Source organism: Mesorhizobium sp. M0664, from assembly GCF_040320565.1.
Taxonomy (GTDB): Bacteria; Pseudomonadota; Alphaproteobacteria; order Rhizobiales; family Rhizobiaceae; genus Mesorhizobium.
In genome coordinates, this window is sequence record NZ_JAMYPW010000012.1 from 1 (window position 1) to 24903 (window position 24903).

A 24903-nucleotide genomic window follows, 5' to 3' on the forward strand; every position below is an offset into this window, starting at 1 on the left:
TCTGCCATCCTTCGCACCCCTGTTGGAGCGCCAAAGATGGCCGATCATCGTTAACCGAGGATTAATCTGCCAAAGTAGTGCTAGGACGTAGACTCATAGCTACGTGGCCAGATGCGGATTGCGACCAGTTTTAGGGCGGCAAGAAAGTTCTCAGCCAGCTTGTCGTAGCGCGTCGCGATGCGACGGAACTGTTTGGCTTTGTTGAAGAAGCGCTCGATCAGGTTACGGGCTTTGTATAGGAAGGGCTGAAGCAGATCGGGGCCTTGCGATAGGCTTTGGGCGGGATATTGGCCCAAGTGTTCTGGTCGGTGATGGCAGTGCGCAATGCGTTGGCATCGTAGCCCTTGTCGGCGAGCAGCATCGCACCTTCAGGCAAATCTTTGATCAAGTCCGCTGCGGAGGCAGACATTTGGCTATGAAAGTGCCGTCCAGACCACACTCTCAAGATCGGGAGAGTAGCGGGCGATGATAGCCTCTTGATCATTTTCCTGCGTAAGAATTATCTGCTTCCCAGTAGCGTCACCGAGCAATCGCATAAAGCGGTCAAGCTTCTCAACCTCGGTTTTTCCGCTGACTTGCCTTGGATCGAAGTCGAACTCAATTTCGACAGCGCTGAAGAAGTGACATGCAAGCTGGATTGGCCCGACGTAAAAAGACAGTAAGCTGCCTGTTTCGCTTTCCAGGGCCGCTTCGACGCCCAATGGCATCGACTCGATCTTGCCGGAGACACTGAAACTAGCAGGCGGGGTCCATTCGAGGAGGATGTCCCAGACGACCTGCCAATCTGCCTCAGACGTGTTCAGAACGTAGATGTCTCGCCAGGAGCCGTCCCAAGCGAAATCCGATGCTATCTGTTCCCAATTCATGCATGAACCATTCTCTATGACTGCAATTCAAGCATGACATGTGCCATGACCGCTTTCCACAAATCCCAAGCCCGCTTTCCACCTATCCCGGTCATTCCGCATTTATGAGTTTACGGCCTAGTCTAGTGCATGTCGCCCAAAGTGCGCAGCGGTTTTGGGACAACGACATGTATACAACCTGGACCGGTTGCCTACCCTCGCCCGACAAACGGCATCTTCGTCGCCATCACGGTCATGAACAGCACGTTCGCGTCGAGCGGCAGGCTGGCCATATGGAGGACGGCATCGGCGACGCGCTCGACATCCATCACCGCTTCGGCGGCAATGGTGCCGTTGGCTTGCGGCACGCCGACCGTCATCGCCTGCGCCATGTCGGTCAGCGCGTTGCCGATGTCGATCTGGCCGCAAGCAATGTCGAAGGGCCTGCCGTCCAGCGCCAGCGTCCTGGTCAGCCCGGTGATGGCGTGCTTGGTCGCCGTATAGGGCACCGAGCCCGGCCGTGGCGCATAGGCCGATACCGAGCCGTTGTTGATGATGCGGCCGCCCATCGGCTGCTGCCTGCGCATGGCGCCGAACGCGGCGCGAGCACACAGGAACGAGCCGGTGAGATTGACCCCGACGATGTCGTTCCACACGTCGACCGGGATGTCGTCGATCAATGTCGATTTGTAGCTCGTGCCGGCATTGTTGAAGAGCAGGTCGACGCGCCCGAAAGCCGCAGCCACCGTCTCGAACAGATCGTCGACCTGATCGGCCTTGCTGATGTCGCAGGCGAAGGCCAATGCCTTGGCCTGCGTCGGCCCGGCCGCGGCGATCGCATCCTCCAGCACCGGCTTGCGGCGACCGCAGAAGACCGTATTCCAGCCGGCCTTGAGCAGCGCCGTGGCGACGCTTTTGCCGATGCCCGTGCCGGCGCCGGTGACGATGGCGGTTTTATAGTCGGTCATGGCTGTACTCCCTGAAAGGGATGAGGCATCGCAAATGACGGGAACCATGGCAAGCCGGCCCAAAGCCTGTGCTCACAAAAAAGGGCGGCCGTTGGCGACCGCCCCTGATCCGAACCGGGCATGGGAGGAGGAAAACCGATCCGACTGACTGAAATCATGCGCTCACCGGATTAACGAGAAGCTAACGCCAACGGCGCCGAGCTCCGAGGCTTCCTCTTCGAGCTACCAGCGCGAGCCTGCGACCGGCTTGGCCGTGCTGCCCGCTGCCGGCACCTTCGCCGCCGTCACCGTCGCCTCGACATGGTCGACCAGCGCATCCGGCAGGCCGAGACGGCCGGCAAGCAGGTCGAGATAGCCGCGTTCGGCCCGCGTGTCCGGATCGATGGCAAGACGCGAGGCGGTGTAGAGTTCCAGCTTTTGCGCATCGGTCTTGGCCCCGGCGATCAGCACATCCAGATCGAGCGGCGCCTCCAGTTCCGACATCAGGAATTTCTCCGCTTCGGCGCCGACGCCGGCGAGGCTGAGCTTGCCGGCGATCTTCTGCCGCTCTTCGTCATCGACGTGACCGTCGGCCTTCGCCGCCGAGATCATCGCCCTGACCAGCGTCAGCGTGAATTCGTCTTCGCCCTGCGGCGCTTGCGACGGATGGAAGGCGGTATCGGCCGGCGGCGGCAGCAATTCCGGTTCGCCTGCAGCTTGCGTCTCGGCCGGCGCGTTGCCGTTCTTGTAGTTCTGGTAGGCCTTGTAGGCGAGGCCGCCGATCGCAGCCAACCCACCAAGCTTCACCGCCGCACCGGTGACCTGGCGGCCTGGGCCGGTTCCGAGCAGCACCGCGGCCAGCGCGCCGGCGGCAAGCGGATTGTCCTTGGCCATCTGCACCGCCTGCCCCGCCTTGTCGCGGACAGTCGATCCGGTGCCGGGAACTTGCGAGCCGAGCAGATCGTCGAGGAGCTTCTTGGGATCGAACATCAATGCCTCCAGAATTGGCCCGGCCGAAGGTGCGCGGGCAGGTTTGCACGTCGAAGACCTAGGTCCCGCAGTTTGACATTACAATGACGCGGCGCATCCTTTTGCCCGCTGCCACGCATGACTTCGCACCGACATCTGCTGGGATTTCACGCGGAAATTATAATGCTGCAGCCTCCATCCGCGTCAAAAAACGCGCGACGCTCTGGACATCGGACGTGTCGAAACCGCCCCCGACTTCGACTAATGTCGCGGCATGTCGCTTGAGAGGAGCCTGGCATGACCGATGAGACAGACCGCCAGCCGGCACGCGACCCCCAGGAACTGGAGCGCCTGTTGATTTCACGGCAATGGGTCGGAGACATTGACGGCATGGCCGCGCTTTTCGAGCAGCATGCCGTCATCGACAGCGGTGGCGGACAGCTGACGTTCGGCCGCGAAGCCATCCGGGGGCTGTTCGCGGAGATCACCGCAACCGGCCGAAAATTTCAGTCCGGAGATCAGCGCCCGGCTGTCGTCAATGGCGACCTGGCGCTGACCTCGACCCGGCTTCCTGACGGCACCATCACCACCGAGGTCGCGCGCCGGCAGAACGACGGGACATGGCTGTGGGTCATCGATCGTTTCTCTGTTGCTTAACGTAAAGTTGCTTAACGTGAAGCTAACTTCCGATGTGGCGGTCGCCGCGCGCTTGCGCCAGCTCGACCTGGCGCTGGCGCTCGGCGTAGCGGGCGCGATCTTCGTCCGAGCGGGCATCGAAGCAATGCGGGCATGAAACGCCGGTGGCATATTGCGGCGACAGCCGGTCTTCCGCGGCTAGCGGATGCCGGCAGGCGCGGCAGAGTTCGGCCTCGCCTTCGACCAGCCCGTGCGATACCGAAACGCGCTCGTCGAAGACGAAGCATTCGCCTTGCCAGAGGCTCTGTTCGGCGGGCACGTCCTCGAGATATTTCAGAATGCCGCCCTTGAGGTGGAACACATCCTCCAAACCGAGCGACTTCACATAGGCTGTCGCTTTCTCGCAGCGAATGCCGCCGGTGCAGAACATGGCGACCTTGCGCCCGTCGAGCTCGTGCCGATGCTGCTCGACCCAGGCCGGGAATTCGCGGAAGCTGTTGGTGGCGGGATCGACAGCGCCCTTGAAGGTGCCGAGCGACACCTCGTAGGCATTGCGCGTGTCGATGACGATGGTGCCCGTATCCGAGATCAGTGCATTCCAGTCGGCCGGCGCGACATAGGTGCCTGCACCTGCCGCCGGATCGATATTCTCCACGCCCATGGTGACGATCTCGCGCTTCAACCGCACCTTCATGCGGTGGAACGGCATCGTTGCGGCGCTGCTGTATTTGATCTCGAGGCCGGCGAGACCGTCGATGGATTCGAGATGATCGATGAGCGCGGCGATTGCCGTTTCACTGCCGGCGACCGTGGCGTTGATGCCCTCACGCGCCAACAGCAGCGTGCCTTTGATGCCGCGTGCGTAGCAGAAGGCGGCGAGCGGCGCGCGCAGCGCCTCGAAGGTGTCGAGCCGGGCGAAGCGGTAAAGCGCGGCAACGCGGAAGGCTTGGCTGGGAAGTGTCATCACCAAGCCACTAGACGCTCACGACAGCCGGATCAAGGCAGAGCCGGGAGCGGTCTGATCGCGGAAGGTTTCGAACACCACGCGTGACATCGCGACACGCCGCGTTTCGTGGACAGAAAAACCTCCTTCTGCTAACCGGTCGACTTGATCAACAGAGGAGAGACGACGAATGCCCAGCACGACCGAAAAGCTCCTGTCGCTCCTCAACGGCCAGCCGGTCATACCGGTGCTGAAGATCGCCAATCCCGCCGACGCGGTGCCGCTGGCCCGGGCGCTGGCCCGCGGCGGCCTGCCGGCGATCGAGATCACGCTGCGCACCGCCGACGCGCTGGAGGCGATCCGCCGGGTGGCGGGCGAGGTTGAAGACGCCGTCGTCGGCGCCGGCACCATCCTGGACGCCCGCCAGTTCGGCGAGGCGGCGGCCGCCGGTTCGAAGTTCATCGTCAGCCCCGGCATCACCCGCGAGCTTCTCGCGGCAGCCAAGGACAGCGACGTGCCGTTGCTGCCCGGCGCCATCACGCCGGGAGAGGTCATGGCCGCCCGCGAAGCCGGCCTGCGCTTTCTGAAATTCTTCCCGGCCGAACAGTCGGGCGGCATCGCTTCGCTCAAGGCTTTCGCCTCGCCGCTTGCCGACGTGAAATTCTGCCCGACCGGCGGTATCACCGGCAAGAATGCCGCGGACTACCTCAGCCTGCCCAACGTCATCTGCGTCGGCGGTTCCTGGGTGGCGCCGGACGATCTGGTCAAGGCCGGCAAATGGGACGAGATCGAAGCCTTGGCGCGCGCGGCAAGCAAGCTCGGGCGCTAGCATCTTCTGCATCAAAAGCCGCCGCCGATCTGGTTCGCCGGGCTGGTTCCCGCTCATGGGCTCGAACCACGATTCACGCCTTCAAAGGGCGCTGTCCTACCATTAGACGAAGCGGGAGAATGCCGACCAGTGGTTAGCATCCCTGGATGAAGGAAGCCAGTGCCGGCGGTGGAGGCCGCGCGAGGTGCCCAGCGCGGCCTACTCGGTCTTGAAGCGGGCAACCGACATGAACTTGACGGCTTTGCCGGTGAACCGGTTTGCGTCGGCCATCTCGTTGCCCGGCTGGAAGCCTATCGTATAGACCTCGCTCGGTGCCGTACGGACGAAGTCGTAGGCGTAGCGCGGCGCCGTTGTCGCATCTGAAACAGTTGCGACATACTCACCGCTGTGCAGCGCCCACCGGGCGGCCTGCGGCGCGGCGGCGACCACCACCGGCTTGGGGCCGGGCTTCAGGTCGCGGGCGGTGGCCCTGGGTTCCTTGCGTGTGGTCTTCACGCCTGCACCGATGACGGCGGCCGGATCGGAGCCGGCCGGGCGGGCAACGATGGCCTCGCGCGGCGATGCCCCGTCGCTCGATGCCCCGTCGTCGCTCGCCGGTTCCTCGAACACCGATGCTTGCTCGGAAAGCGACGCGACCTTGTATTCGTCGGTCGCGCTGACCCTTTCCAGAACGGCCTTGACCTCGTCGGGCTGGGAACTGTCGGGCCGCGCCGACGGCAACACCGAGAATGCGTCGGTGGCGGTGTTGCTCCGCTCGGCCGCACTCGCCAGCGCCAGCAACACTTGCTTGTCCTGCGGCGCAAGACTAGCAGGCGAAAGATCGGCCGGCAGCGAATGATCGGGCCGCCAGCTCGGCACGGGAATGTTGTTTGCAGCGACCTGCACCGGGCCGGCCGCAGCAGACGGGTCTGCTATGCCGAACGGAACATTTGCCGGCGCCACACTTGCCGGCGCTTGCGCGGTCGCCACCGCCTGTTCAGTCGATCCAGCCGCATCCGCCACGCCGAACGGAACGTTCTCAGGCGGCTGGCCGCCGACGTCCGTCTTCGGGCGCGGAGCAAAATCCGGCAGCGGGATGCTGCGGGCAGGCAATGCCGCGATGATCGTCTCCGGCGTGTCGTTCTCCGGTTCAGGCGCAGGCGCCGGAGCATCGGCGACTTCCGGAATCTGAGCGCGCTTGGCATCCTGAGGCGCGACGATGGCAATGCCAGGCAGGTTGCTGCTCTTGGCGGACGGCGCCGGCTTCACGTTACGGGGCTTTGGCGCCGGCTCGGCCATCGCCACGTCGGCGCTGTCGTCCGCCTCGTCGTCGCCACCGCCGAAGAGGGCTGCCAAGAACCCACGGGATTTTTTGGCACCGCCGCTTGCGCTGGCGAGTTCGATGGCCGGCGCGCCGGCCCCCTTGCGGGCTTTGTAGGAGGCGAGCGCCTGTTGATAGCCAGGCAGCGGCTTGCCGTCGCTCGGCACATGCAGCGTCTTGCCGTTGGGGAACACGCGCGCCAGTTCCTGGCGGCTGATGCCGGGCCAGTGGCGTACATTGCCGACATCCATATGCACGAAGGGCGAGCCGGAGCTGGGATAGTAGCCGACGCCGCCGCCCTGCATCCTGAGGCCGACGTCGCGCAGCTTCTTCAGCGGCACGCCGGGAATATAGAAATCCATCGCCCTGCCGAGCATGTGCTGGCTTTTTTCGGCGACGCCCCTGCTGCGGCTGCGCAGCATCGAATTCGTGGCCGGCGAACGATAGCCGCAGACGACCTGTATGTAGTCGGTGGCGCCGCTCTCCCGATAGGCCTCCCAGACCAGGTCCAGCAGGCGCGGATCCATCTTGGTCGGCTCGTTGCGACGCCAGTCGCGCAGGATGATGTTGATCTTTCGCAAGCCCGCCTGGTCGTAGCGGCCGTTGCGCTTGTAGACGATCTCCGCCTTTTCATGCGTGTGGAGATGATAGAGCTTCAGCGAACGTGTCTCGGCGCTGGCGCCGGTTGCCGCCGCTGCAAGGAACCCGACGGCAACAATCACCGCTGCCAGCCATCTCGGCCAGACGCTCATGTGATAATGCCGCCCGTTTTCGTGTCGTTCGATTCTGTTCAAATCAAAAGGCCTTGCAGGCTGCCGTTTTGTCCCCGGATTTGACCAAACGGATGCGTGGTGTGTGCATCCGAATATCGATCCTAATGGTTAATCATCGCTTATTGAAGCCGAAATGCGGTAACACGGTGGCGATATCCCGCCAAAAATATTGCGCAGGATATCTTGGTAAACCGCTGGTTTAGATCATGTTTTGGCGCCAGCTCGAAACACGATCTGTTACCGTCCGCCTTAATACGTGAACACTGTGGCGAACACATCATTTCGAGGCGCAGTTGCGTGGGATGATGCCCGGATGAGAACCGGCTTGGCCCTGTGACTCAGGAAGCGAGCCGTTCGACGCGGCCGGTTTCCGGGTCGATGCCGTATTCCTTGAGCTTGCGGTAGAGCGTCGACCGGCCGATGCCGAGGCGGCGGGCGACTTCGCTCATCTGGCCGTTATAGTGATCGATGGCGAGCTTGATCATTTCGAGTTCGACGTCGGCCAGCGCACGCACATTGCCGCGCTCGTCGAGCGCCCGCAGCGTGCCGAAACGAGGCCTGGCCGGTGCATCGGGCTCGGCCGCGGCGACGCCGACGGCGGCCGGGACGTTATCACGCGGCTGGCTGCCCGAAGCCACTCCAGAAGCTGGCCACCCTGAAGCTGGCCCCACTGAATTGGGCAAGGCGATACCCGCATCGAGATTGACCGTGCCCTCGACCTGCGCCCGGATCTGCGGGAACTCTTCTTCAGTCAGCATGTCGCCGTCGGCAAGCACCGAAGCCCGGAAGACGGCATTTTCGAGCTGCCTTATGTTGCCCGGCCAGTCATAGGCCTGCAGCATGGCAAGCGCCGCAGCCGAGATGCCCCGCAGGCGGTGGCGCGGATCGGCGGGCGCCACCTTCTCCATGAAGTGCTCGACCAGATAGGGGATGTCGCCGCGACGGTCGCGTAATGGCGGCACGAAGATCGGATAGACGTTCAGCCGGTAGAACAGGTCCTCGCGGAACTTTCCGTCCTTGACCTGCTGCAGCAGGTTGCGATGGGTTGCCGAGATCAGCCTGATGTCGACCCTGACGGTCGAGCGCCCGCCAACCCGATCGACCTCGCCGTCCTGTACGGCGCGCAACAGCTTGACCTGCACGTCGAGCGGCAGGTCGCCGATCTCGTCAAGGAACAGCGTGCCGGTGTGCGCTTCGACGAACTTGCCGGTATGTTTTTCGGTGGCGCCGGTGAACGAGCCCTTCTCGTGCCCGAACAGGATCGATTCGACCAGATTGTCGGGGATGGCGCCGCAATTGACGGTGACGAAGGGTTTCGAGCGGCGGTCGCCGCTGCCCTGGATGGCGCGCGCCACCAGTTCCTTGCCGACGCCGGATTCACCTTCGATCAGGATCGGAATGTTGGACGCCGCCGCCTTGCTGCCGAGCCGGATCACCCGATCCATCGCCGGACTGTGGGTGATCATGTCCTTGAACGTCAGATGGCCGCCGCGCTGCCGTGACGAGCGCTTCACTTCGCCTTCGAGCGCTTCGACCTTGAGGGCGTTGCCGATCGACGCCTGCAGCCTGTCGGGAGAGGCCGGCTTGACGACGAAGTCGAAGGCACCGTGACGCATTGCCGAAACGACGGTTTCGATGCCGCCCTGCGCGGTCTGCACGATGACGGGAATGTGGATGCCACGCTCGCGCATCGCCTTCAGCACGCCGATGCCATCGAGGCCCGGCATCATCAGGTCGAGGATGATCACCGACACGTCGCGCGCATTGGGTCCGTCGACGAGATCGAGACCGGCCTCGCCGCCATCGGCGACGATCGCGGTGTGGCCGAATTTCGTCACCGCCGCCTCGAGCAGCCTGCGCTGCACGGGATCGTCATCGACTATGAGTATGGAAGCTGCCATGACTGATCCGACCGTGCCCGCCCGAGAATGCGCCCTATGGATCATCTTGGCACAGGGTTCTAAATAAGCTTTCAAAAAACCCGGTGAATGAATTCCTTAGGATTTGACCGGCTTCTCGTTTCCTCGAATTTTTGTGTCTGGAAGGATCGGCAATGCGCATGGTTTTTGCTCGAAAGCTGGCGGCGGCGCCCGGTCAGGGCGTGGCGGAGCTTGGCGACCTGCCGGAATGGAATCTGGCCGATCTCTATTCGGGCATGGAGGCGCCCGAGTTGAAGCGCGACATCGCCAAGGCCGCCGCCGATGCCATCGCCTTCGAGAGCCGTTGGAAAGGCACGCTCGCCGCCGAGGCCGGGCGTGGCGGCGCCGGCAGGCTTGGCGAGGCGCTTCAGGTCTATGAAGTGCTGGAGGAGCTGATCGGCCGCATCGTCTCCTATGCCGGGCTTGTCTATGCCGGCAACACGTCGGATCCGCAGCGCGCCAAGCTCTATGGCGACATCCAGGAAAAGATGACCGATGCCAGCGCGCACCTGCTGTTTTTCGCGCTCGAGCTGAATCTCATCGACGATGGTGCGATCGAAACCGCACTCGCCGCCGATACGGCCTTCGCCCATTACCGGCCCTGGGTGCTCGATCTGCGCAAGGATAAGCCCTATCAGCTCGAAGACCGCATAGAGCAGCTCTTCCATGAAAAATCGATCACCGGGCGCGGGGCCTGGAACCGCCTGTTCGACGAGACGATGACCGATTTGCGCTTCGACGTCGACGGCGAGGAGCTGACGCTGGAGCCGGCGCTCAATCGCCTGCAGGACGCAGACAGCGAGGTGCGCCGCCGGGCGTCCGAGGCGCTGGCCACGACCTTCCGCAAGAATTTGCGCGTCTTTACGCTGGTCACCAACACGCTGGCCAAGGACAAGGAGATCTCCGACCGCTGGCGCGGCTTCGAGGACATTGCCGATTCCCGCCATCTCGCCAATCGCGTCGAACGCAGCGTGGTGGATGCGCTCGCCGCCGCGGTTCGCGACGCCTATCCACGCCTGTCGCATCGCTATTACGCGATGAAGGCGCGCTGGCTCGGCATGGAGGTGATGAACCACTGGGACCGCAATGCGCCATTGCCCGAGACCCCACAGGCGGTCATCGGCTGGGACGAGGCCAAGAACACCGTGCTTTCCGCCTACCAGCGCTTTTCGCCCGACATGGCGGAGATCGCCAGAACTTTCTTCGACCGCAACTGGATCGATGCACCGGTGAGACCCGGCAAGTCGCCTGGCGCCTTCGCCCATCCGACCGTGCCTTCGGCGCATCCCTATGTGCTGCTCAACTACATGGGCAAGCCGCGCGATGTGATGACGCTGGCGCACGAACTCGGCCACGGCGTGCACCAGGTGCTGGCCGGCGGCCAGGGCGCCCTGATGGCATCGACGCCGCTGACGCTGGCCGAAACCGCATCGGTGTTTGGCGAAATGCTGACCTTCCGCTCGCTGCTCGAGCAGACCACCGACAAGCGCGAACGCAAGGCCATGCTCGCCCAGAAGGTCGAGGACATGATCAACACGGTCGTGCGCCAGATCGCCTTCTACGAGTTCGAGCGCAAGGTGCATGCCGAGCGCAGGAGCGGCGAACTGACCTCCGACAAGCTCGGCCAGTTCTGGTTGGAAGTGCAGGCGGAAAGCCTCGGGCCGGCGATCAAGCTGCGCGAAGGGTACGAGGTTTTCTGGACCTATATCCCGCACTTCATCCACTCGCCTTTCTACGTCTATGCCTACGCATTCGGCGATTGCCTGGTGAACTCGCTCTACGCGGTCTACCAGAACGCCGAGCGCGGCTTTCAGGAGAAATATTTTGCCATGCTGCGCGCCGGCGGCACCAAGCATCATTCCGAGCTTCTAGCGCCGTTCGGCCTCGACGCGGCCGACCCTGCCTTCTGGCAGATCGGGCTTGGCGTGATCAGCGGACTGATCGACGAGCTGGAAACACTGGACAAGTGATGCGCAACACTGGGCGATGCGCAACACCGGATGACCGGGTTTTCCAGAACAGTTTAGCAGCAACGCATATTGGCGATGGTCTATTCTTGTCTTGGTTATTTGTTCTTAAATAACTTTCCATGGAAGTTTTCCGTTAGATTCCCGTAAGCTGTATGATAGCGTCCGCCCTCAAGCTCAGCCGGGCACGAATGGATCCGGTCGGAAAATCCCGACCGGCCATGGCGTGTCGGCGGATGCGACAACGGTTGTTGGCCAGGGGCAAACCGGTCGCCGACAGCTCGATCGAAGCCGGCTGTTCTGCAAATTGCGGAACCACCATCGAATGGTCCTTCGCCGAGGTCATGGCTCTACAGGCCAGGGCGGACGGATCGGACTGGAGAGAGAAAGACAATGGGCACTTTTTTCTACATGCTCCTGGCGTTCCTGGTAGGTGTGTTGGTTGGCTGGTTCATTTGGGGACGCCTGCGTGGCGAACTCGACAGTTTGCGCGGCGATCTAGACCGCACGCGCAGCGAACGCGACAGATTGCGGGCCGATAGCGACCGTCTGACCGGTGAGTTGGATGCATGCGGCCGCGCCCGCGCCGATCTCGAACGCCGGCTGGGCGAGGCGAAAACCACCCAGGCGCCAACCGCGAAGGCGGCAACAGCCAAGGCGCCAGCCGCCAATGCCGGTGCGACCAAGGCGGCGATGCAGGCGCCGTCAACCCTGATTTCGACATCCGCACCAGCCAAACCGGCGCCGAAGAAATCTGCAACGGCGAAGGCCGCGACCGCGCCACGCGCAAGTGCCGCGAAAACGGCAACGCCGAAACCGCCTGCATCGAAAGCGAGCGTCGCGCCGACGGCAAGCAAGGCTGCGCCGGCGGCAAGCAAGGCCGCGCCGGCGGCAAAGAAAGCCGCGACCGGCAAGGCAACAGCTATTGCCCCAGGCAAAGCCAACGACCTGCGTCGCCTGATCGGCATCGGCCCGACCAACGAGCGGCTGCTCAAAGGGCTTGGGGTCACGACCTATGCCCAGATCGCCGCCTGGACACCCGACGATGTCAAGCGGATCGAGACGACGTTGAATTTCGACGGCCGCATCGAACGTGAACGCTGGATCGAGCAGGCGAAACTGCTTGCCGCCGGCGACGAAAAGGAATTTGCGCGCCGCTTCCCGACCGCGGGAGAAGCCAGCAACACCTGATCCATCGCAAGGCGGCATCGGGAACAAGGCGGCGCTCTCGGGCGCCGCTTTTGTTTTTGCCCGCCGCGCCTTTGCGTCTTGAGACGCCGTTCCCTCGATTGCGCACGGTCGAGCCCCCATATAGATCGATCGCTGGTGACCGCAGCATCCGAGCCTTATGTCCCTGCCCCTGCCCTTTGCAATTTTCAGGAACGACGAGACCGCGCGGCAGCTCGTTTTCGACCGGCCGGCCGAGATAATCGCAGCGCATGGCGAGGCGGATTTTTTACCGGCGCTGGAAGCCGCGCAGGCTGCACATGACGGCGGCAAATGGCTGGCCGGTTATTTCTCCTACGAGGCCGGTTACCTGCTCGAACCCAAGCTCGTTCCGCTGCTGCCGGCCGGCCGCCGCGCCCCGCTTTTTTGCCTCGGCGTGTTCGATGCGCCGGTCGAGCAGACGGTCGCGCCAGGCGATCCGCCGGCCAGCAACGGCCCAATCTTCGACGCCAAGGCAGCCTGGTCTTCGGACGACTACGCCAAACGCTTTGCCAGGCTGCATGACCACATCCGCAAGGGCGACTGCTACCAGGGCAATCTGACCTTTCCGGTCCATGCGCAGTGGTCGGGCGACCCGCTGGTCGCCTTCAACGCGCTGACCGAACGCCAGCCGGTGAAGTATGGGGCGCTGGTCGCGCTCGGCGATCCGATCGTCTTGTCGCGTTCGCCCGAACTGTTCTTCGAGGTGGACGCGGAAGGCATGATCGAGACGCATCCGATGAAGGGCACCGCGCCGCGCGGCGCAACAAAAGCCGAGGACGATCGCCTGAAAGCGTTCTTGCGCAACGACGAGAAGAACCAGGCCGAGAACCGGATGATCGTCGATCTCCTGCGCAACGACATCTCACTGATCAGCGAGGTTGGCACGCTCGATGTGCCGGAGCTTTTCCGCATCGAGAGCTACCCGACCGTCCACCAGATGGTGAGCCGCGTGCGGGCGAAACTCTTGCCCGGCCTCGCCATCCATCAGATTTTCGCCGCGCTGTTCCCCTGCGGCTCGATTACCGGCGCACCGAAGATCCGCGCCATGGAGATCCTGCGCGAGCTGGAAAGTGGCCCGCGCGATGTCTATTGCGGCGCCATAGGCTGGATCGCGCCCGGCGGCCGGATGCGCTTTTCGGTGGCGATCCGCACCATCTCGCTCTTTGCCAATGGCGAGGCGGTCTACAATGTCGGCGGTGGCGTCGTCTTCGATTCGACAGCCGAAGAGGAGTACCAGGAGTGTCTGCTGAAAGCCCGTTTCGCGACGGGAACACTGCCGATTTCGAACTGATCGAAACAATGCGCTGGGAACCCGGCTCGGGTTTCCTCCGTTTCGACCGCCATCTCGCGCGGCTTTACGGCTCGGCAAGCGAACTCGGTTTCGCCTGCGATCCGACAAGGGTCGGCGAAGCGCTGATGAATGCGGTCGGCCACCAACAGATCGCGTTGCGCACCCGCCTCGTCCTGTCGCGCAAGGGCGAAATGGCGGTGTCGGTGCAGCCCTACGAGCCGCTCGCCGCAGACAAGGTCTGGACCCTGCAGCTGGCGCGCGTGCGGCTTGATTCGAGCGATATGCTGCTGCGCCACAAGACCAGCCGCCGACAAACCTATACGCGCGCGCGCGCCGAATATCTCGCCGGGCGCGCCGACGAGGTGCTGCTCGCCAATGAGCGCGGCGAAATCTGCGAGGGCACGATCACTAATGTCTTTGCCGATTTCGGCGACGGCGTGCTGGCCACGCCGCGGCTCGATTGCGGCCTGCTGCCTGGCGTCCTGCGCGGCGAACTGCTGGATCAAGGCCGCGCCGGTGAAGCGGTCTACACGTGGAACGAACTGAAATCGGCCAAGGCGCTGTTCGTCGGCAACTCGCTGCGCGGATTGATCCCGGCGCGGCTGGGCTGAAGCATCTGGAGACAACAATGTTCGTGGTTTCGCTGAACTACAAGGTGCCGCTGACCGAGATCGACCGCCTGCAGCAAGCGCATGTCGAGTGGCTGAAGGCCTGCTATGCGCAAGGTATCTTTGTCGCCTCCGGGCCAAAGCGGCCAAGGACCGGCGGCATCATCATCGCGCGTGGTCCACGCGAAGTGCTCGAAGCCAGACTGGCGGACGATCCCTTCGCCAAGGCAGGTGCCGCCGATTACGAAATCACCGAATTCACGGCGAGAATGGCCGCCGCCGCACTGGAAGCCTACAAAGAGGCATGAGCTTCCGCCCGCCGACCCACACACCCTATGACGGCTCGTCGAAACTGTTCACCATCGGGCTGAAGCCGCTCAATCTCGATAGCTGGATCGAGGTCGACGAATATCTGGTGCCCTATCTTGCCGAGAAACGCCGGCTTTATGCGGAAATTCCCGGCAAGGTTTTTGTCGAGGAGCAAACAACGCGCGACGCTCAGCGCGAAGTGCTCGATCTGCTCGGTGCGCATCTGGCGGCGAACTTTCCTGAGACCCACAGGCGTACCGACAATGCGATCGAGGTGATCGGCGGCATCGACAATCTCGAGGGCTCAGGCACCTCAGCTTCTTTCAGCGATGCGCCGCTTGTCGCGGCCTCGTTGCTCGTCCAGGAGGATTTGATCCTGATGCGTCGCGACGAGAGCGGCTGGCGTCTGGCGGCCGGCTCGCTCTGCTTCCCGTCGTCATGGTCGCTGATCGAAAAATTCGGCAAGCCGCTGCAGCAGATCCACGCGCCGGTACCGGGTTTCGGCCCGGGCACACGCCCGGCCGATCTCATCAACCGCATGTTCGACGGCCTCCAGGGCCAAGCCGTCGAGCGCTACAACTGGTCGATCCAGGCGGGCGACGCGCTCTACCATCCGCTCTCCAACCTCGAACGCATCGACCGCGCCAGCAGTCGCCCGTCGAGATTCCCGGATGGCGACATCGACGCCCATGCCTTTATCCGCGTCGAGCGGCAGACGCTGAGAAAGCTCCCCGTTTCGGGCGACGTACTCTTCACCATCCGCATCCATCTCGACCCGCTCGCCGTGCTGGAACGCCACCCCGACCGCGCGGCGCTCGCGGCGTCCTTGGCCGAACAACTTCTGGCGCTGGACGAGGCACAACTCGACTACAAGGGGATGACCGCCGACCGTGACCGGCTGGTGGGAACACTGAAAATGATCGCTGGGGGGAACAATGATCCAGCATCTTAGCAGGCCGGTCACGTTAATGGCCGCGATCCTGGTACTGTCGACAGCAGCCGAGGCGGAGCCGGTGACTTATGCCGGCAAGCTTGGAAAGGCCGATATCGTCGTCGAATTCACCGGCGACCCCGTGGCGCCCGGCGGCCCGCTGGCCGGCCGCTATTTCTACCGCTCGAAGGGCGTTGACATCCCGCTGCAGGCCCGGTCTCAAAGGGGCAGCAAGTTCGAACTGGCCGAGGAGGAGGCATGCGGCACCGACAATTGCGATGACGGAAAGGCCGCGCCGATTGCCGCCGTGTGGCGCCTGGCCTCATCCAGTAACGGCAAGACCCTTGAAGGCAGCTGGAACGGAAAGAAGGCGCTGCCGCTCAGATTGGAACGGGTCGCAAGTCGGCAAGTGACCGGGAACGAGCCCAGCACCCCGCTCGATCTCTACGATTTCAGCTTCATGAAGTTCTTCGCCAATGACACGCCGCTCACTATGGAAACGTCCCCTTATGACTATCTGCGGATGGACACTCAGCTCGATAACGGCAAGACGACTGGTTGGCCGGACGCAACCTACCGCTATGTCGTCGACCCCCGCACCAGGTTTGCCACGCCGCGCATTGTCGAACTGTCCGGCGACGTTCCGATCGAGGCCGCGAATGCTCTGCTGCAAGAGAGGCACTGGCGCGCAAACATCGGCGCACTGGGCTGCGTGGCGGCGCAATATGCCGGTTTCAACGAAGGCGGGCCAATTGACGGTATGAACGGCGGCACGCTCGGCGGCTATGAGGACAGCACATTCGAAGTGACGTCGCTGACTCCGCGGCTGATGAGCTGGCGGGAGTCCGGCAGCATCTTCTGCGGCGGAGCGCATCCGACCAACTATTCGGACGCCTACATCATGGATGTGCGGCGCGGCGTCCTGCTTGGCCTTCAGGACATTTTCTCGGATACGGTGGATGGCAAGCCCGGTCCTTCCCTGGCCTCCTTCGTCAAGCAGCGGCGCAAGAAACCGATCGATCAGACCGATATCGATCACGAAGCCGAATGCGGCATTGACGATCTCATCGGCGAATATCTAGCGGTCAGCCTCTGGCGTGAGGGCGACAAGCAGGTTCTGGTTTTCGGGCTCCAGACCCTGCCGCATGCCATCCAGGCCTGCGCCGACGATCTGCTGGAACTGCCGGTCTCCGAGGCACGTGACCTCTTCAAGCCTGCATTCGCAAGACTAGTCGAGCCGTAGCCGGGATGGCGCGGCGTGAGGCCGGCCGTCCGCTTTTCGCTTTATTGTGACAATGATCTATGGTTTGTCGCGCCGCGGCCAAGCCGCTGTTCCGAAGCGTTTTTTGAGGGAGTAATCGATAAATGGCGAATGAAAACTGGCCCGTTTACGGTGAGATCACCGGCCCTGTAGTGATGATCGGCTTCGGCTCGATCGGACGGGGAACGCTGCCGCTGATCGAGCGCCATTTCAAATTCGACAAGTCGCGCATGACGGTCATCGACCCGCGCGACACCGACCGTAAATTGCTCGACGAGCGCGGCATCACTTTCATGCAGGATGCGGTGACCAAAAAGAACTACAAGAAGCTGCTGACACCACTTTTGACCAATGGCGGCGGCCAGGGCTTTTGCGTCAACCTGTCGGTCGACACTTCCTCGCTTGAGCTGATGAAGCTCTGCCGCAAGCTTGGCGTCCTCTATATCGACACGGTGGTCGAACCCTGGCTCGGCTTTTATTTCGACGAGAAGGCCGACAACGCCTCACGCACCAACTATGCGCTGCGCGAGACCGTACGTACTGAAATCGCGAAGAACCCGGGCGGCACCACGGCGATCTCGTGCTGCGGCGCCAATCCGGGCATGGTCTCGTGGTTCGTCAAGCAGGCACTGGTCAATCTCGCCACAGATCTTGGGCTCGATTTCTCGGAACCCGCGCAGCACGATCGCGAAGGCTGGGCCAGGCTGATGAAGAAGGCCGGCGTCAAGGGCATCCATATCGCCGAGCGCGACACCCAGCGCACCAAGAAGCCCAAGCCGATGAACGTGTTCTGGAACACCTGGTCGGTCGAAGGCTTCATTTCGGAAGGGCTGCAGCCGGCCGAGCTCGGCTGGGGCACGCATGAGGCGTGGATGCCGAAGAACGCCAAAAGCCACAAGAACGGTTCGAAGGCCGCGATCTATCTGGAGCAGCCCGGCGCCAATACACGCGTGCGCACGTGGTGTCCGACGCCCGGCCCGCAATACGGTTTCCTGGTGACACACAACGAAGCGATCTCGATTGCCGATTTTTTCACGCTGCGCGGCAAGAAGGGCAAGGTGCAATACCGGCCGACCTGCCATTACGCCTATCATCCCTGCAACGACGCAGTGCTGTCGCTGCACGAGATGTTCGGTGTCGCCGGCAAGGCTCAGCCCGTGCATCACGTGCTCGACGAAAATGAACTGGTCGATGGCGTCGACGAACTCGGCGTGCTGCTCTACGGCCACGCCAAGAACGCCTACTGGTACGGCTCGCAGCTGTCGCTGGCCGAGGCGCGCAAGCTGGCGCCCTATCAGAACGCCACCGGCATGCAGGTCACGTCGGCGGTGCTGGCCGGCATGGTCTGGGCGCTGGAAAATCCCGAGGCCGGCATCGTCGAGGCCGACGAGATGGATTACAAGCGCTGCCTCGACGTGCAGGGCCCCTATCTCGGGCCGGTCAGGAGCTATTATACCGACTGGACACCGCTCGACAATCGGCCTGGTCTGTTTCCCGAGGATCTCGATACCAAAGACCCGTGGCAATTCCGCAACATCCTCGTTCGATAGCAGCGTTGCCTCGACACTCGGCCAGCTTGCAATCGCCCGGAAATCGGGCGATTGAAGAGGGGCGGCCTAGAGCCACGTGCGTCCATTTGGACGCACAAAGTACGCTCTAGCACTTTGAATGTGCGCATCGTGCTTTCCGAAAATCGGATCGATTTTCGGGCCGATGCGAGAGGAGAGGATCTTGAAGATGACGATTGCGCAAAGACTGCTTTCGGCTGGCATTGCCGCGGCCGCTACGGTCGCGTTGGCGGCCTGCACGACAACCGGCCCAGGCGAGCCGCCGGTGATCACGGCCAAGGGGGTTGAAGGCTCCTGGATCGACGCGCAGGGCACGGGCTTGTCCACCTTCAAGGGCGGCAGCTTCGCGACCGTCGCAACCGACACCGGCCAGAAGCTTGCCGATGGCAGCTACACCATGACCGGCGGCACCTCGGTCGAGATCCATGGCACTTCGCTGATCCGCCAGACGCCAATCAGCTTCAACTGCCTGATGGTCTCCACCAGCCAGCTCAATTGCACCAGCGCGAGCGGGCAGAATTTTGTGCTGACCAGGCGCACCTGAAATTCGATTCCGAATTGACTTTGCACAAGACGGCGGCTTCAAGCCGCCGTCTTCTTACGCCGGCAAAGCTGATGCCGATTTCCGCTTGCATCGACTGAAACGCGATGTGAACATAGCCCAACCCAGTCAAACAAGAGCGTTAAACGCCTCTGGTCAAGTTATCCGGGAGACGAGAATGAAGAAGATTGCTGCCATCGCCGCGCTGTCGGCATCGGCGCTTGGCCTGTCGGCAGGGGTATCCTTTGCCGACTATACGCTCAACATCCTGCACATCAACGACTGGCATAGCCGCATCGAGAGCAACAACAAGTACGAATCGACCTGCTCGGCCGAGGAGGAGACCAAGGGCGAATGCGTCGGCGGCGCCGCCCGCCTGGTCACCGCGATCGCGCAGGAGCGCAAGAAGCTGGAAGGCCAGAACGTGCTGCTGCTCAGCGCCGGCGACAATTTCCAGGGCTCGCTCTTCTACACGACCTACAAAGGCAAGACCGAAGGCGAATTCCTCAACCAGATGAAATTCGATGCCGAGGCTCTCGGCAACCATGAGTTCGACGATGGCGAGTCGGCGCTGGCGCCGTTTCTCGACATGATCCAGTTTCCGATGCTCGGCGCCAATGTGAAGGCCAATGCGCAATCCAAGCTCGGCGACCGCGTCAAGCCGTCGATCGTGGTCGAGGTCGGCGGCCAGAAGATCGGCATCGTCGGCGCGGTCACCAACGACACGCCGGAGCTTGCCACCCCTGGCCCGAACATTGCCATCGAAGACGACGTCAAGTCGATCACCGCTGAGGTCGAGAAACTGAAGCGAGAGGGCGTCAACAAGATCATCGCGGTCACCCATATCGGCTACAAGCGCGAGCGCGACGTGATCGCCAAGATCTCCGGGATCGACGTGGTGGTCGGCGGCCACAGCCATTCGCTGCTGTCCAACACCGACCCTAAGGCGGAAGGCCCATATCCGACGATGGTCGACAATCCGGACGGTTACAAAGTGCCGGTCGTCCAGGCGGCGTCCTATTCGAAATATCTCGGCGAGTTCAAGGTCGTGTTCCACGACAACGGCGTCGTCAAGGAGGCAAGCGGCGATCCCATCCATCTCGACAAATCGATCACGCCCGACCCCGCCGTGCTTGCCCGCATCAAGGAACTCGGCGCGCCGATCGAGGCCTTGAAGAACAAGGAAGTCGCCGAGACCACCAAGGCGATCGACGGCAGTCGCGAAAACTGCCGCGCCCGCGAATGCGAGATGGGCAATCTGGTCTCCGACGCCGTCCTCGACCGGGTCAAGGGCCAAGGTGTCGAGATCGTCATCTCGAATGGCGGCGGCTTGCGCGCCTCCATCGACCAGGGCACCGTCACCATGGGCGAGGTTCTCACCGTCCTGCCGTTTCAGAACACGCTGGCGACCTTCCAGATCTCCGGCAAGGATTTGGTTGCCGGCCTCGAAAGCGGCCTCAGCCAGGTCGAGGACGGCGCCGGGCGCTTCCCGCAGGTTGCCGGCCTGAAATATGCGTTCGACAAATCAGCGCCGCCTAACGGACGCGTCAAATCGGTCGAGGTCATGGAAGGCGGCGCCTGGACGCCGATTAAGCCGGAGAAGGATTACCTGGTCGCCACCAACAACTATGTCCGCCAGGGCGGCGACGGCTACAAGGTGTTCGCCGAGAAGGCCAAGAACGCCTATGATTACGGCCCGGGGCTGGAACAGGTCGTCGCCGACTACCTAGGCGCGCACCGGCCCTATACGCCGAAGCTCGACGGCCGCATCACCGAGATCGCCGCGACCGTGGCCCCGGCCGCAGAACCTGCCAACCCTGCCGAACTGCCAAAACCTGCTGAGGCTGCGCCGGCAAAGCCCGTTGAGCCGGCAATGCCCGAAATGCCGGCCGGCTCCGGCGACATTTCCAAGACGCCGCCGGCCGTCCCGGCTGAAACAGCGCCGGCACCCGCACCCGCCGAGCCGGCCCAGCCGGCGGCACCTGCGGCTCCAGCCACACCGGCTCCGGCGACCCCTGCTCCGGCTGAGCCGGCACCGGCCGAAAGCAGCCATGTAATCGTCGCCGGCGATACCTATTGGGATCTCGCGGTGAAGGCTTATGGCGACGGCACCAAATGGAAAATAGTCTCCGATGCCAACAAAGCCTACGAGCCACGCCGCCTTCCGGTCGGCGCAACCTTGACGATCCCGGCGGCCTCAAAGTAATCCGGCCGCAGGAACGCAATGCACCCGCCCGGCAGACCGGGCGGGTGTTGCATTTCTGGGATAAGGTGCGCCCAGACGCAGCATTTGAAAACCGGCGCGGCATCGCTACTTTCGCCGCGGCACCGTTGGTTCGCGGTGTTGGAGAACCTCATGACGCTTGCCAACCCTGCTGAAATCAACGCCGAGAAGACTGCCGCCTCGCCGTCGGCAGGGCGCCCTCTGGTCAGGACCGGCAAGGTCGGTGTCATGCTGATCAATCTCGGCACCCCGGACGGCACCGGCTTCAAGCCGATGTGGCGCTACCTCCGGGAGTTCCTGTCCGATCCGCGCGTCATCGAGCTCAACAAGGCGATCTGGTATCCGATCCTCTACGGCGTGGTCCTCACCACCCGGCCGAAGAAATCAGGGGCCAACTATGCCAGGATATGGAACCGGGAGCGCAACGAGTCGCCGCTGCGAACCTACACCCGCGCCCAGGCCGAGAAGCTCGGGCTCGCGCTCGGCGAGCTACCCAATGTCGTCGTCGACTGGGCGATGCGCTACGGCAACCCTTCGACCGAGAGCGTGGCCGAGAGACTGGTCGAGCAAGGCTGCGACCGCATCCTGTCTTTCCCGCTCTATCCGCAATATTCGGCGACGACGACTGCGACTGCCAACGACCAGCTGTTTCGCGCGCTGATGAAGATGCGCCGCGCCCCGGCCATTCGCAGCGTGCCACCCTATTACAACGAGCCGGCCTATATCGAGGCGCTCGCCCGTTCGGTCGAAAAGCATCTGGCGAGCCTCGGATTCGAACCGGAAATTGTCATTGCTTCCTATCACGGCATTCCGAAACCCTATTCCGACAAGGGCGACCCCTACCAGGCCCATTGCCTCGAGACGACCCGACTGCTGCGCGAAAAGCTCGGCTGGGATGAAAACAAGCTGATTACCACCTTCCAGTCGCGCTTCGGCGCGCAGGAGTGGCTGCAGCCCTACACCGACAAGACGGTCGAAAGACTAGGGCGCGAAGGCGTGAAATCGGTCGCCATCGTCAATCCAGGATTTTCCGTCGACTGCATCGAGACGCTGGACGAGATCGGCAGGGAAGCGTCCGAGACCTTCCATCATGCCGGCGGCGAAAAGTTCGCACACATCCCTTGCCTCAACGACAGTGCCGAGGGCATGGCGGTGATCGAGGCGATGGTGCGGCGCGAGCTGTCCGGCTGGGCCTGAACAGATCACCCGTCTATGCACCCGCAATCCGTGATCACCTGATTGTAACATTGCTGAAACACACTTAAGTGTTTGGTGGAATCGGTCGCGTGGAATATCCAACATGGCCGGCCTTTGAGGGGAGAGCCAAATGGGTTTCAGTGGTTTTGATATCGCGCTTCTTGTTCTTGTCGCCCTTGTCGTGCTGGTGCTTATCAAGGGCATCCGAACAATTCCGCAAGGCTATAATTATACCGTCGAACGTTTTGGCCGTTACACCAAGACATTGAACCCGGGCCTCAACCTGATCGTGCCTTTCGTCGACCGTGTCGGCGCCAAGATGAACATGATGGAGCAGGTGCTCGACGTACCGACGCAGGAGATCATCACCCGCGACAATGCCACCGTTGCAGTCGATGGCATCGCCTTCTATCAGGTGCTCAACGCGGCGCAGGCCGCCTACCAGGTCTCCGGCCTGCAGAATGCGATTCTCAATCTCACGATGACCAACATCCGCACCGTGATGGGCTCGATGGACCTCGACGAACTTTTGTCGAACCGCGACGCCATCAACGAGCGCCTGCTGCGCGTCGTTGACGAGGCGGCGCATCCCTGGGGCATCAAGATCACTCGTGTCGAGATCAAGGACATCAACCCGCCGGCCAATCTCGTCGAATCGATGGGCCGACAGATGATGGCCGAGCGCAATAAGCGCGCGCAGATCCTCGCCGCCGAAGGCCTCAAGCAATCGCAGATCCTGGAGGCCGAAGGCCGCAAGGAAGCCGCCTTCCGCGATGCCGAGGCGCGCGAGCGCTCGGCCGAGGCTGAAGCACGCGCCACGCAGGTGGTGTCGGAGGCGATTTCCAAAGGCGACGTGCAGGCGCTCAACTACTTCGTCGCGCTGAAATACACCGAAGCGCTGACCAGGATCGGCTCAGCGACAAACAGCAAGCTCGTGCTGATGCCGATGGAGGCCTCATCGCTGATCGGCACGCTCGGCGGTATTGGCGAAATCGCCAAGGAAGTTTTCCGAAGCGAAGGCACCGCCGGTGCCGCACGACAGGCCGCCCGCCCGCCGGTCGTTCGTCCGAGCGAAACCTGAGGCCACAGCCATGCTCGGCCGCATTGTTTCTGAACTCGGCCCGTGGAGCTGGATGGTCCTCGGCTTCGTCCTGCTGGTAATGGAGGTCATCGCGCCGGGCATTTTCATGCTGTGGATCGGCATTGCCGCGCTGTTGATCGGCGTCGTCTCACTGCTCGTCTGGGATGCCGGTTTCTGGACCTGGCAGATCCAGGTCCTCGCCTTCCTCGCGCTGTCGCTGGTCTCGGCCTATGTCGGAAAGCGGCTGGTGGGCGGGCGCCATGATGAAACCGACCAGCCCCTGCTCAACCGTCGCGGCGCACAGATGGTCGGCCGGACGGCGACCCTTGCCGAGCCGATCAAGGACGGGCGCGGCCGCATAAAGCTGGGCGACACGTTGTGGCGCGTCTCCGGCCCTGACCTGCCGGCCGGCACGCAAGTGCGCGTGACGGGCGCCGCTGATACCGACCTGGAACTGACGGTCGAGGCGGTCTAGGAACCCGCTAGGCAGCACCGATGCGCAGCAGGTCGTGCAGATGGACGAGCCCGATCGGCTGCCTGCCTTCGACCACCATCAGGCTGGTGATAGCCGAGTCGTTGATTGTCTGCAGCGCCGTCGCAACAAGCGTGTCGGGCGAAGCCATTTTCGGCTCTCTGGTCATCACCTGATCGACGCTCATTGCCAGGAGATCGCTGCCGATATGGCGCCTGATGTCGCCATCGGTGATGATGCCGATCAGCTTGCCGTCCGCGGCAGTCACGGCCACGCAGCCAAACCCCTTGCGCGACAATTCGAGGATTGCCTCGCGCATGCCGGTACCTGACGACACCAGCGGCAGCCTGTCGCCGACATGCATGATCTCGCGGATCTGCGTCAGGTTGGCTCCGAGCTGGCCGCCGGGATGGAACGTGCGGAAATGGTCCGGGGTGAAGCCGCGTGCCTCGAGCAGCGCGATGGCCAGCGCATCGCCCATCACCATTTGCAATAGTGTCGAGGTCGTCGGCGCAAGCCCGTGCGGGCAGGCTTCCGGTGCTCGCGGCAGCAGAAGCACAACGTCGGCCGCGCGCGCCAGAGCCGATTTTTCACCCGCGGTGACCGCGACCAGCGGGATCGAGAAGCGCCTCGAATAGGCGATGATGCCCTTGAGCTCAAGGCTTTCGCCCGACCACGAAAGCGCGATTATGGCGTCGTTTCTGGCGATCATGCCAAGGTCGCCGTGATTGGCTTCGGCAGGGTGGACGAAAAAGGCCGGCGTGCCGGTCGAGGCGAGCGTTGCGGCGATCTTCGAGCCGATATGGCCGCTTTTGCCAACCCCGGTGACGATGACGCGGCCATCGATCTGCGACACCATGCCGACGGCTCGTGCGAACGGCTCGGCCAGCCCGTTTTCGAGAGCGTCTGCCAGTGCCGCGACGCCGGCCTGCTCCGTCGCCACGGTTCTCAGCGCCGAGGCAATCGCGGCCTGCCCGTCATGCCGCTTCCTGTCTGGGGATTTCACGTTCATGGACGATGCGATTAGCGCTTCGGCGCGCGCCTGTCCAACGGAATTGCCGTGCCGAACCTCCTGATGGGCCA

The 24903-nt window shown here is 62.9% G+C and carries 22 protein-coding genes, 1 tRNA gene and 1 pseudogene; 15 read left to right on the forward strand and 9 right to left on the reverse strand.

What is annotated here, in order from left to right; translation table 11 throughout:
* Nucleotides 1-80: 80 nt before the first annotated feature.
* The 4 genes and pseudogenes from NKI39_RS14175 to NKI39_RS14190 form a co-directional block, all read right to left on the reverse strand.
* Nucleotides 81-388: pseudogene (locus NKI39_RS14175) on the reverse strand (transposase); the annotation flags it as partial.
* Nucleotides 389-413: 25 nt separating this feature from the next.
* Nucleotides 414-866, reverse strand: a complete 453-nt coding sequence (locus NKI39_RS14180; RefSeq protein WP_352448203.1) for a hypothetical protein — start codon at nt 864-866, stop codon at nt 414-416.
* Nucleotides 867-1057: 191 nt separating this feature from the next.
* Nucleotides 1058-1813 (reverse strand): SDR family oxidoreductase, encoded by a 756-nt coding sequence (locus tag NKI39_RS14185; protein WP_352469547.1) that lies wholly within the window; start codon nt 1811-1813, stop codon nt 1058-1060.
* Nucleotides 1814-2035: 222 nt separating this feature from the next.
* Nucleotides 2036-2782, reverse strand: coding sequence for a tellurite resistance TerB family protein (locus NKI39_RS14190; RefSeq protein ID WP_352488764.1), 747 nt, complete (start codon nt 2780-2782; stop codon nt 2036-2038).
* A 276-nt stretch (nt 2783-3058) separates the two neighbouring features.
* On the opposite strand from NKI39_RS14190, the gene NKI39_RS14195 reads away from it, so the two are divergent.
* Nucleotides 3059-3418, forward strand: coding sequence for a YybH family protein (locus tag NKI39_RS14195; protein ID WP_352539344.1), 360 nt, complete (start codon nt 3059-3061; stop codon nt 3416-3418).
* Nucleotides 3419-3440: 22 nt separating this feature from the next.
* Here the strand turns inward: NKI39_RS14195 and trhO are convergent, their stop codons facing one another.
* Complete coding sequence (gene trhO / locus NKI39_RS14200; RefSeq protein WP_502898571.1) at nt 3441-4361, reverse strand: oxygen-dependent tRNA uridine(34) hydroxylase TrhO; 921 nt, start codon at nt 4359-4361, stop codon at nt 3441-3443.
* A gap of 169 nt (nt 4362-4530) precedes the next feature.
* Between trhO and NKI39_RS14205 the strand changes: the two genes are divergently transcribed.
* Nucleotides 4531-5169 carry a 2-dehydro-3-deoxy-phosphogluconate aldolase gene (locus NKI39_RS14205; RefSeq protein WP_352469543.1) on the forward strand — a complete coding sequence of 213 codons (639 nt, stop codon included), beginning with the start codon at nt 4531-4533 and terminating at the stop codon, nt 5167-5169.
* A gap of 43 nt (nt 5170-5212) precedes the next feature.
* Here NKI39_RS14205 and NKI39_RS14210 read toward each other — a convergent pair.
* The 3 genes from NKI39_RS14210 to NKI39_RS14220 form a co-directional block, all read right to left on the reverse strand.
* Nucleotides 5213-5286: transfer RNA gene (locus NKI39_RS14210), tRNA-Gln, on the reverse strand.
* 81 nt (nt 5287-5367) lie between these two features.
* Nucleotides 5368-7221, reverse strand: a complete 1854-nt coding sequence (gene mepK / locus NKI39_RS14215) for a peptidoglycan L,D-endopeptidase MepK (protein ID WP_352832439.1) — start codon at nt 7219-7221, stop codon at nt 5368-5370.
* A gap of 359 nt (nt 7222-7580) precedes the next feature.
* The gene (locus tag NKI39_RS14220; RefSeq protein ID WP_352832442.1) at nt 7581-9143 is read right to left on the reverse strand and encodes a sigma-54-dependent transcriptional regulator; all 1563 of its coding nucleotides are present in this window, start codon (nt 9141-9143) and stop codon (nt 7581-7583) included.
* A gap of 152 nt (nt 9144-9295) precedes the next feature.
* Here NKI39_RS14220 and NKI39_RS14225 point away from each other — a divergent pair, with 152 nt between their 5' ends.
* The 13 genes from NKI39_RS14225 (at nt 9296) to NKI39_RS14285 (ending at nt 23823) form a co-directional block, all read left to right on the forward strand.
* A complete protein-coding gene (locus NKI39_RS14225) occupies nt 9296-11131 on the forward strand; it encodes a M3 family oligoendopeptidase (RefSeq protein WP_352832444.1) in 1836 nt (611 codons plus the stop codon).
* Nucleotides 11132-11521: 390 nt separating this feature from the next.
* Nucleotides 11522-12319 (forward strand): helix-hairpin-helix domain-containing protein, encoded by a 798-nt coding sequence (locus tag NKI39_RS14230; protein ID WP_352832446.1) that lies wholly within the window; start codon nt 11522-11524, stop codon nt 12317-12319.
* Between the two features lie 157 nt (nt 12320-12476).
* Nucleotides 12477-13628: an aminodeoxychorismate synthase component I gene (locus NKI39_RS14235; RefSeq protein WP_352539351.1), complete on the forward strand. Its 1152-nt coding sequence runs from the start codon at nt 12477-12479 to the stop codon at nt 13626-13628.
* The gene (locus NKI39_RS14240; RefSeq protein ID WP_352469537.1) at nt 13577-14239 is read left to right on the forward strand and encodes an aminotransferase class IV family protein; all 663 of its coding nucleotides are present in this window, start codon (nt 13577-13579) and stop codon (nt 14237-14239) included. Before NKI39_RS14235 ends, NKI39_RS14240 begins: the two co-directional genes overlap by 52 nt.
* Before the next feature lie 17 nt (nt 14240-14256).
* Nucleotides 14257-14544, forward strand: coding sequence for a YciI family protein (locus NKI39_RS14245; RefSeq protein ID WP_352469536.1), 288 nt, complete (start codon nt 14257-14259; stop codon nt 14542-14544).
* The gene (locus tag NKI39_RS14250; protein WP_352832449.1) at nt 14541-15497 is read left to right on the forward strand and encodes a heme-dependent oxidative N-demethylase family protein; all 957 of its coding nucleotides are present in this window, start codon (nt 14541-14543) and stop codon (nt 15495-15497) included. Before NKI39_RS14245 ends, NKI39_RS14250 begins: the two co-directional genes overlap by 4 nt.
* Nucleotides 15481-16719 (forward strand): hypothetical protein, encoded by a 1239-nt coding sequence (locus tag NKI39_RS14255; protein WP_352832451.1) that lies wholly within the window; start codon nt 15481-15483, stop codon nt 16717-16719. Before NKI39_RS14250 ends, NKI39_RS14255 begins: the two co-directional genes overlap by 17 nt.
* A gap of 122 nt (nt 16720-16841) precedes the next feature.
* Nucleotides 16842-18287, forward strand: a complete 1446-nt coding sequence (locus tag NKI39_RS14260; protein ID WP_352448220.1) for a homospermidine synthase — start codon at nt 16842-16844, stop codon at nt 18285-18287.
* A gap of 187 nt (nt 18288-18474) precedes the next feature.
* Complete coding sequence (gene omp10 / locus NKI39_RS14265) at nt 18475-18849, forward strand: outer membrane lipoprotein Omp10 (RefSeq protein ID WP_023720183.1); 375 nt, start codon at nt 18475-18477, stop codon at nt 18847-18849.
* A gap of 175 nt (nt 18850-19024) precedes the next feature.
* A complete protein-coding gene (locus NKI39_RS14270) occupies nt 19025-21052 on the forward strand; it encodes a 5'-nucleotidase C-terminal domain-containing protein (protein WP_352832453.1) in 2028 nt (675 codons plus the stop codon).
* A gap of 150 nt (nt 21053-21202) precedes the next feature.
* Entirely contained in the window at nt 21203-22267 is a 1065-nt protein-coding gene (gene hemH, locus NKI39_RS14275; RefSeq protein WP_352832456.1) for a ferrochelatase, read from the forward strand.
* 130 nt (nt 22268-22397) lie between these two features.
* A complete protein-coding gene (locus NKI39_RS14280; protein WP_352539357.1) occupies nt 22398-23348 on the forward strand; it encodes an SPFH domain-containing protein in 951 nt (316 codons plus the stop codon).
* Between the two features lie 10 nt (nt 23349-23358).
* Entirely contained in the window at nt 23359-23823 is a 465-nt protein-coding gene (locus NKI39_RS14285) for an NfeD family protein (protein WP_352539358.1), read from the forward strand.
* 7 nt (nt 23824-23830) lie between these two features.
* On the opposite strand, the gene NKI39_RS14290 is transcribed toward NKI39_RS14285, so the two are convergent.
* Nucleotides 23831-24832 carry a KpsF/GutQ family sugar-phosphate isomerase gene (locus NKI39_RS14290; protein WP_352832537.1) on the reverse strand — a complete coding sequence of 334 codons (1002 nt, stop codon included), beginning with the start codon at nt 24830-24832 and terminating at the stop codon, nt 23831-23833.
* Nucleotides 24833-24903 lie beyond the last annotated feature (71 nt).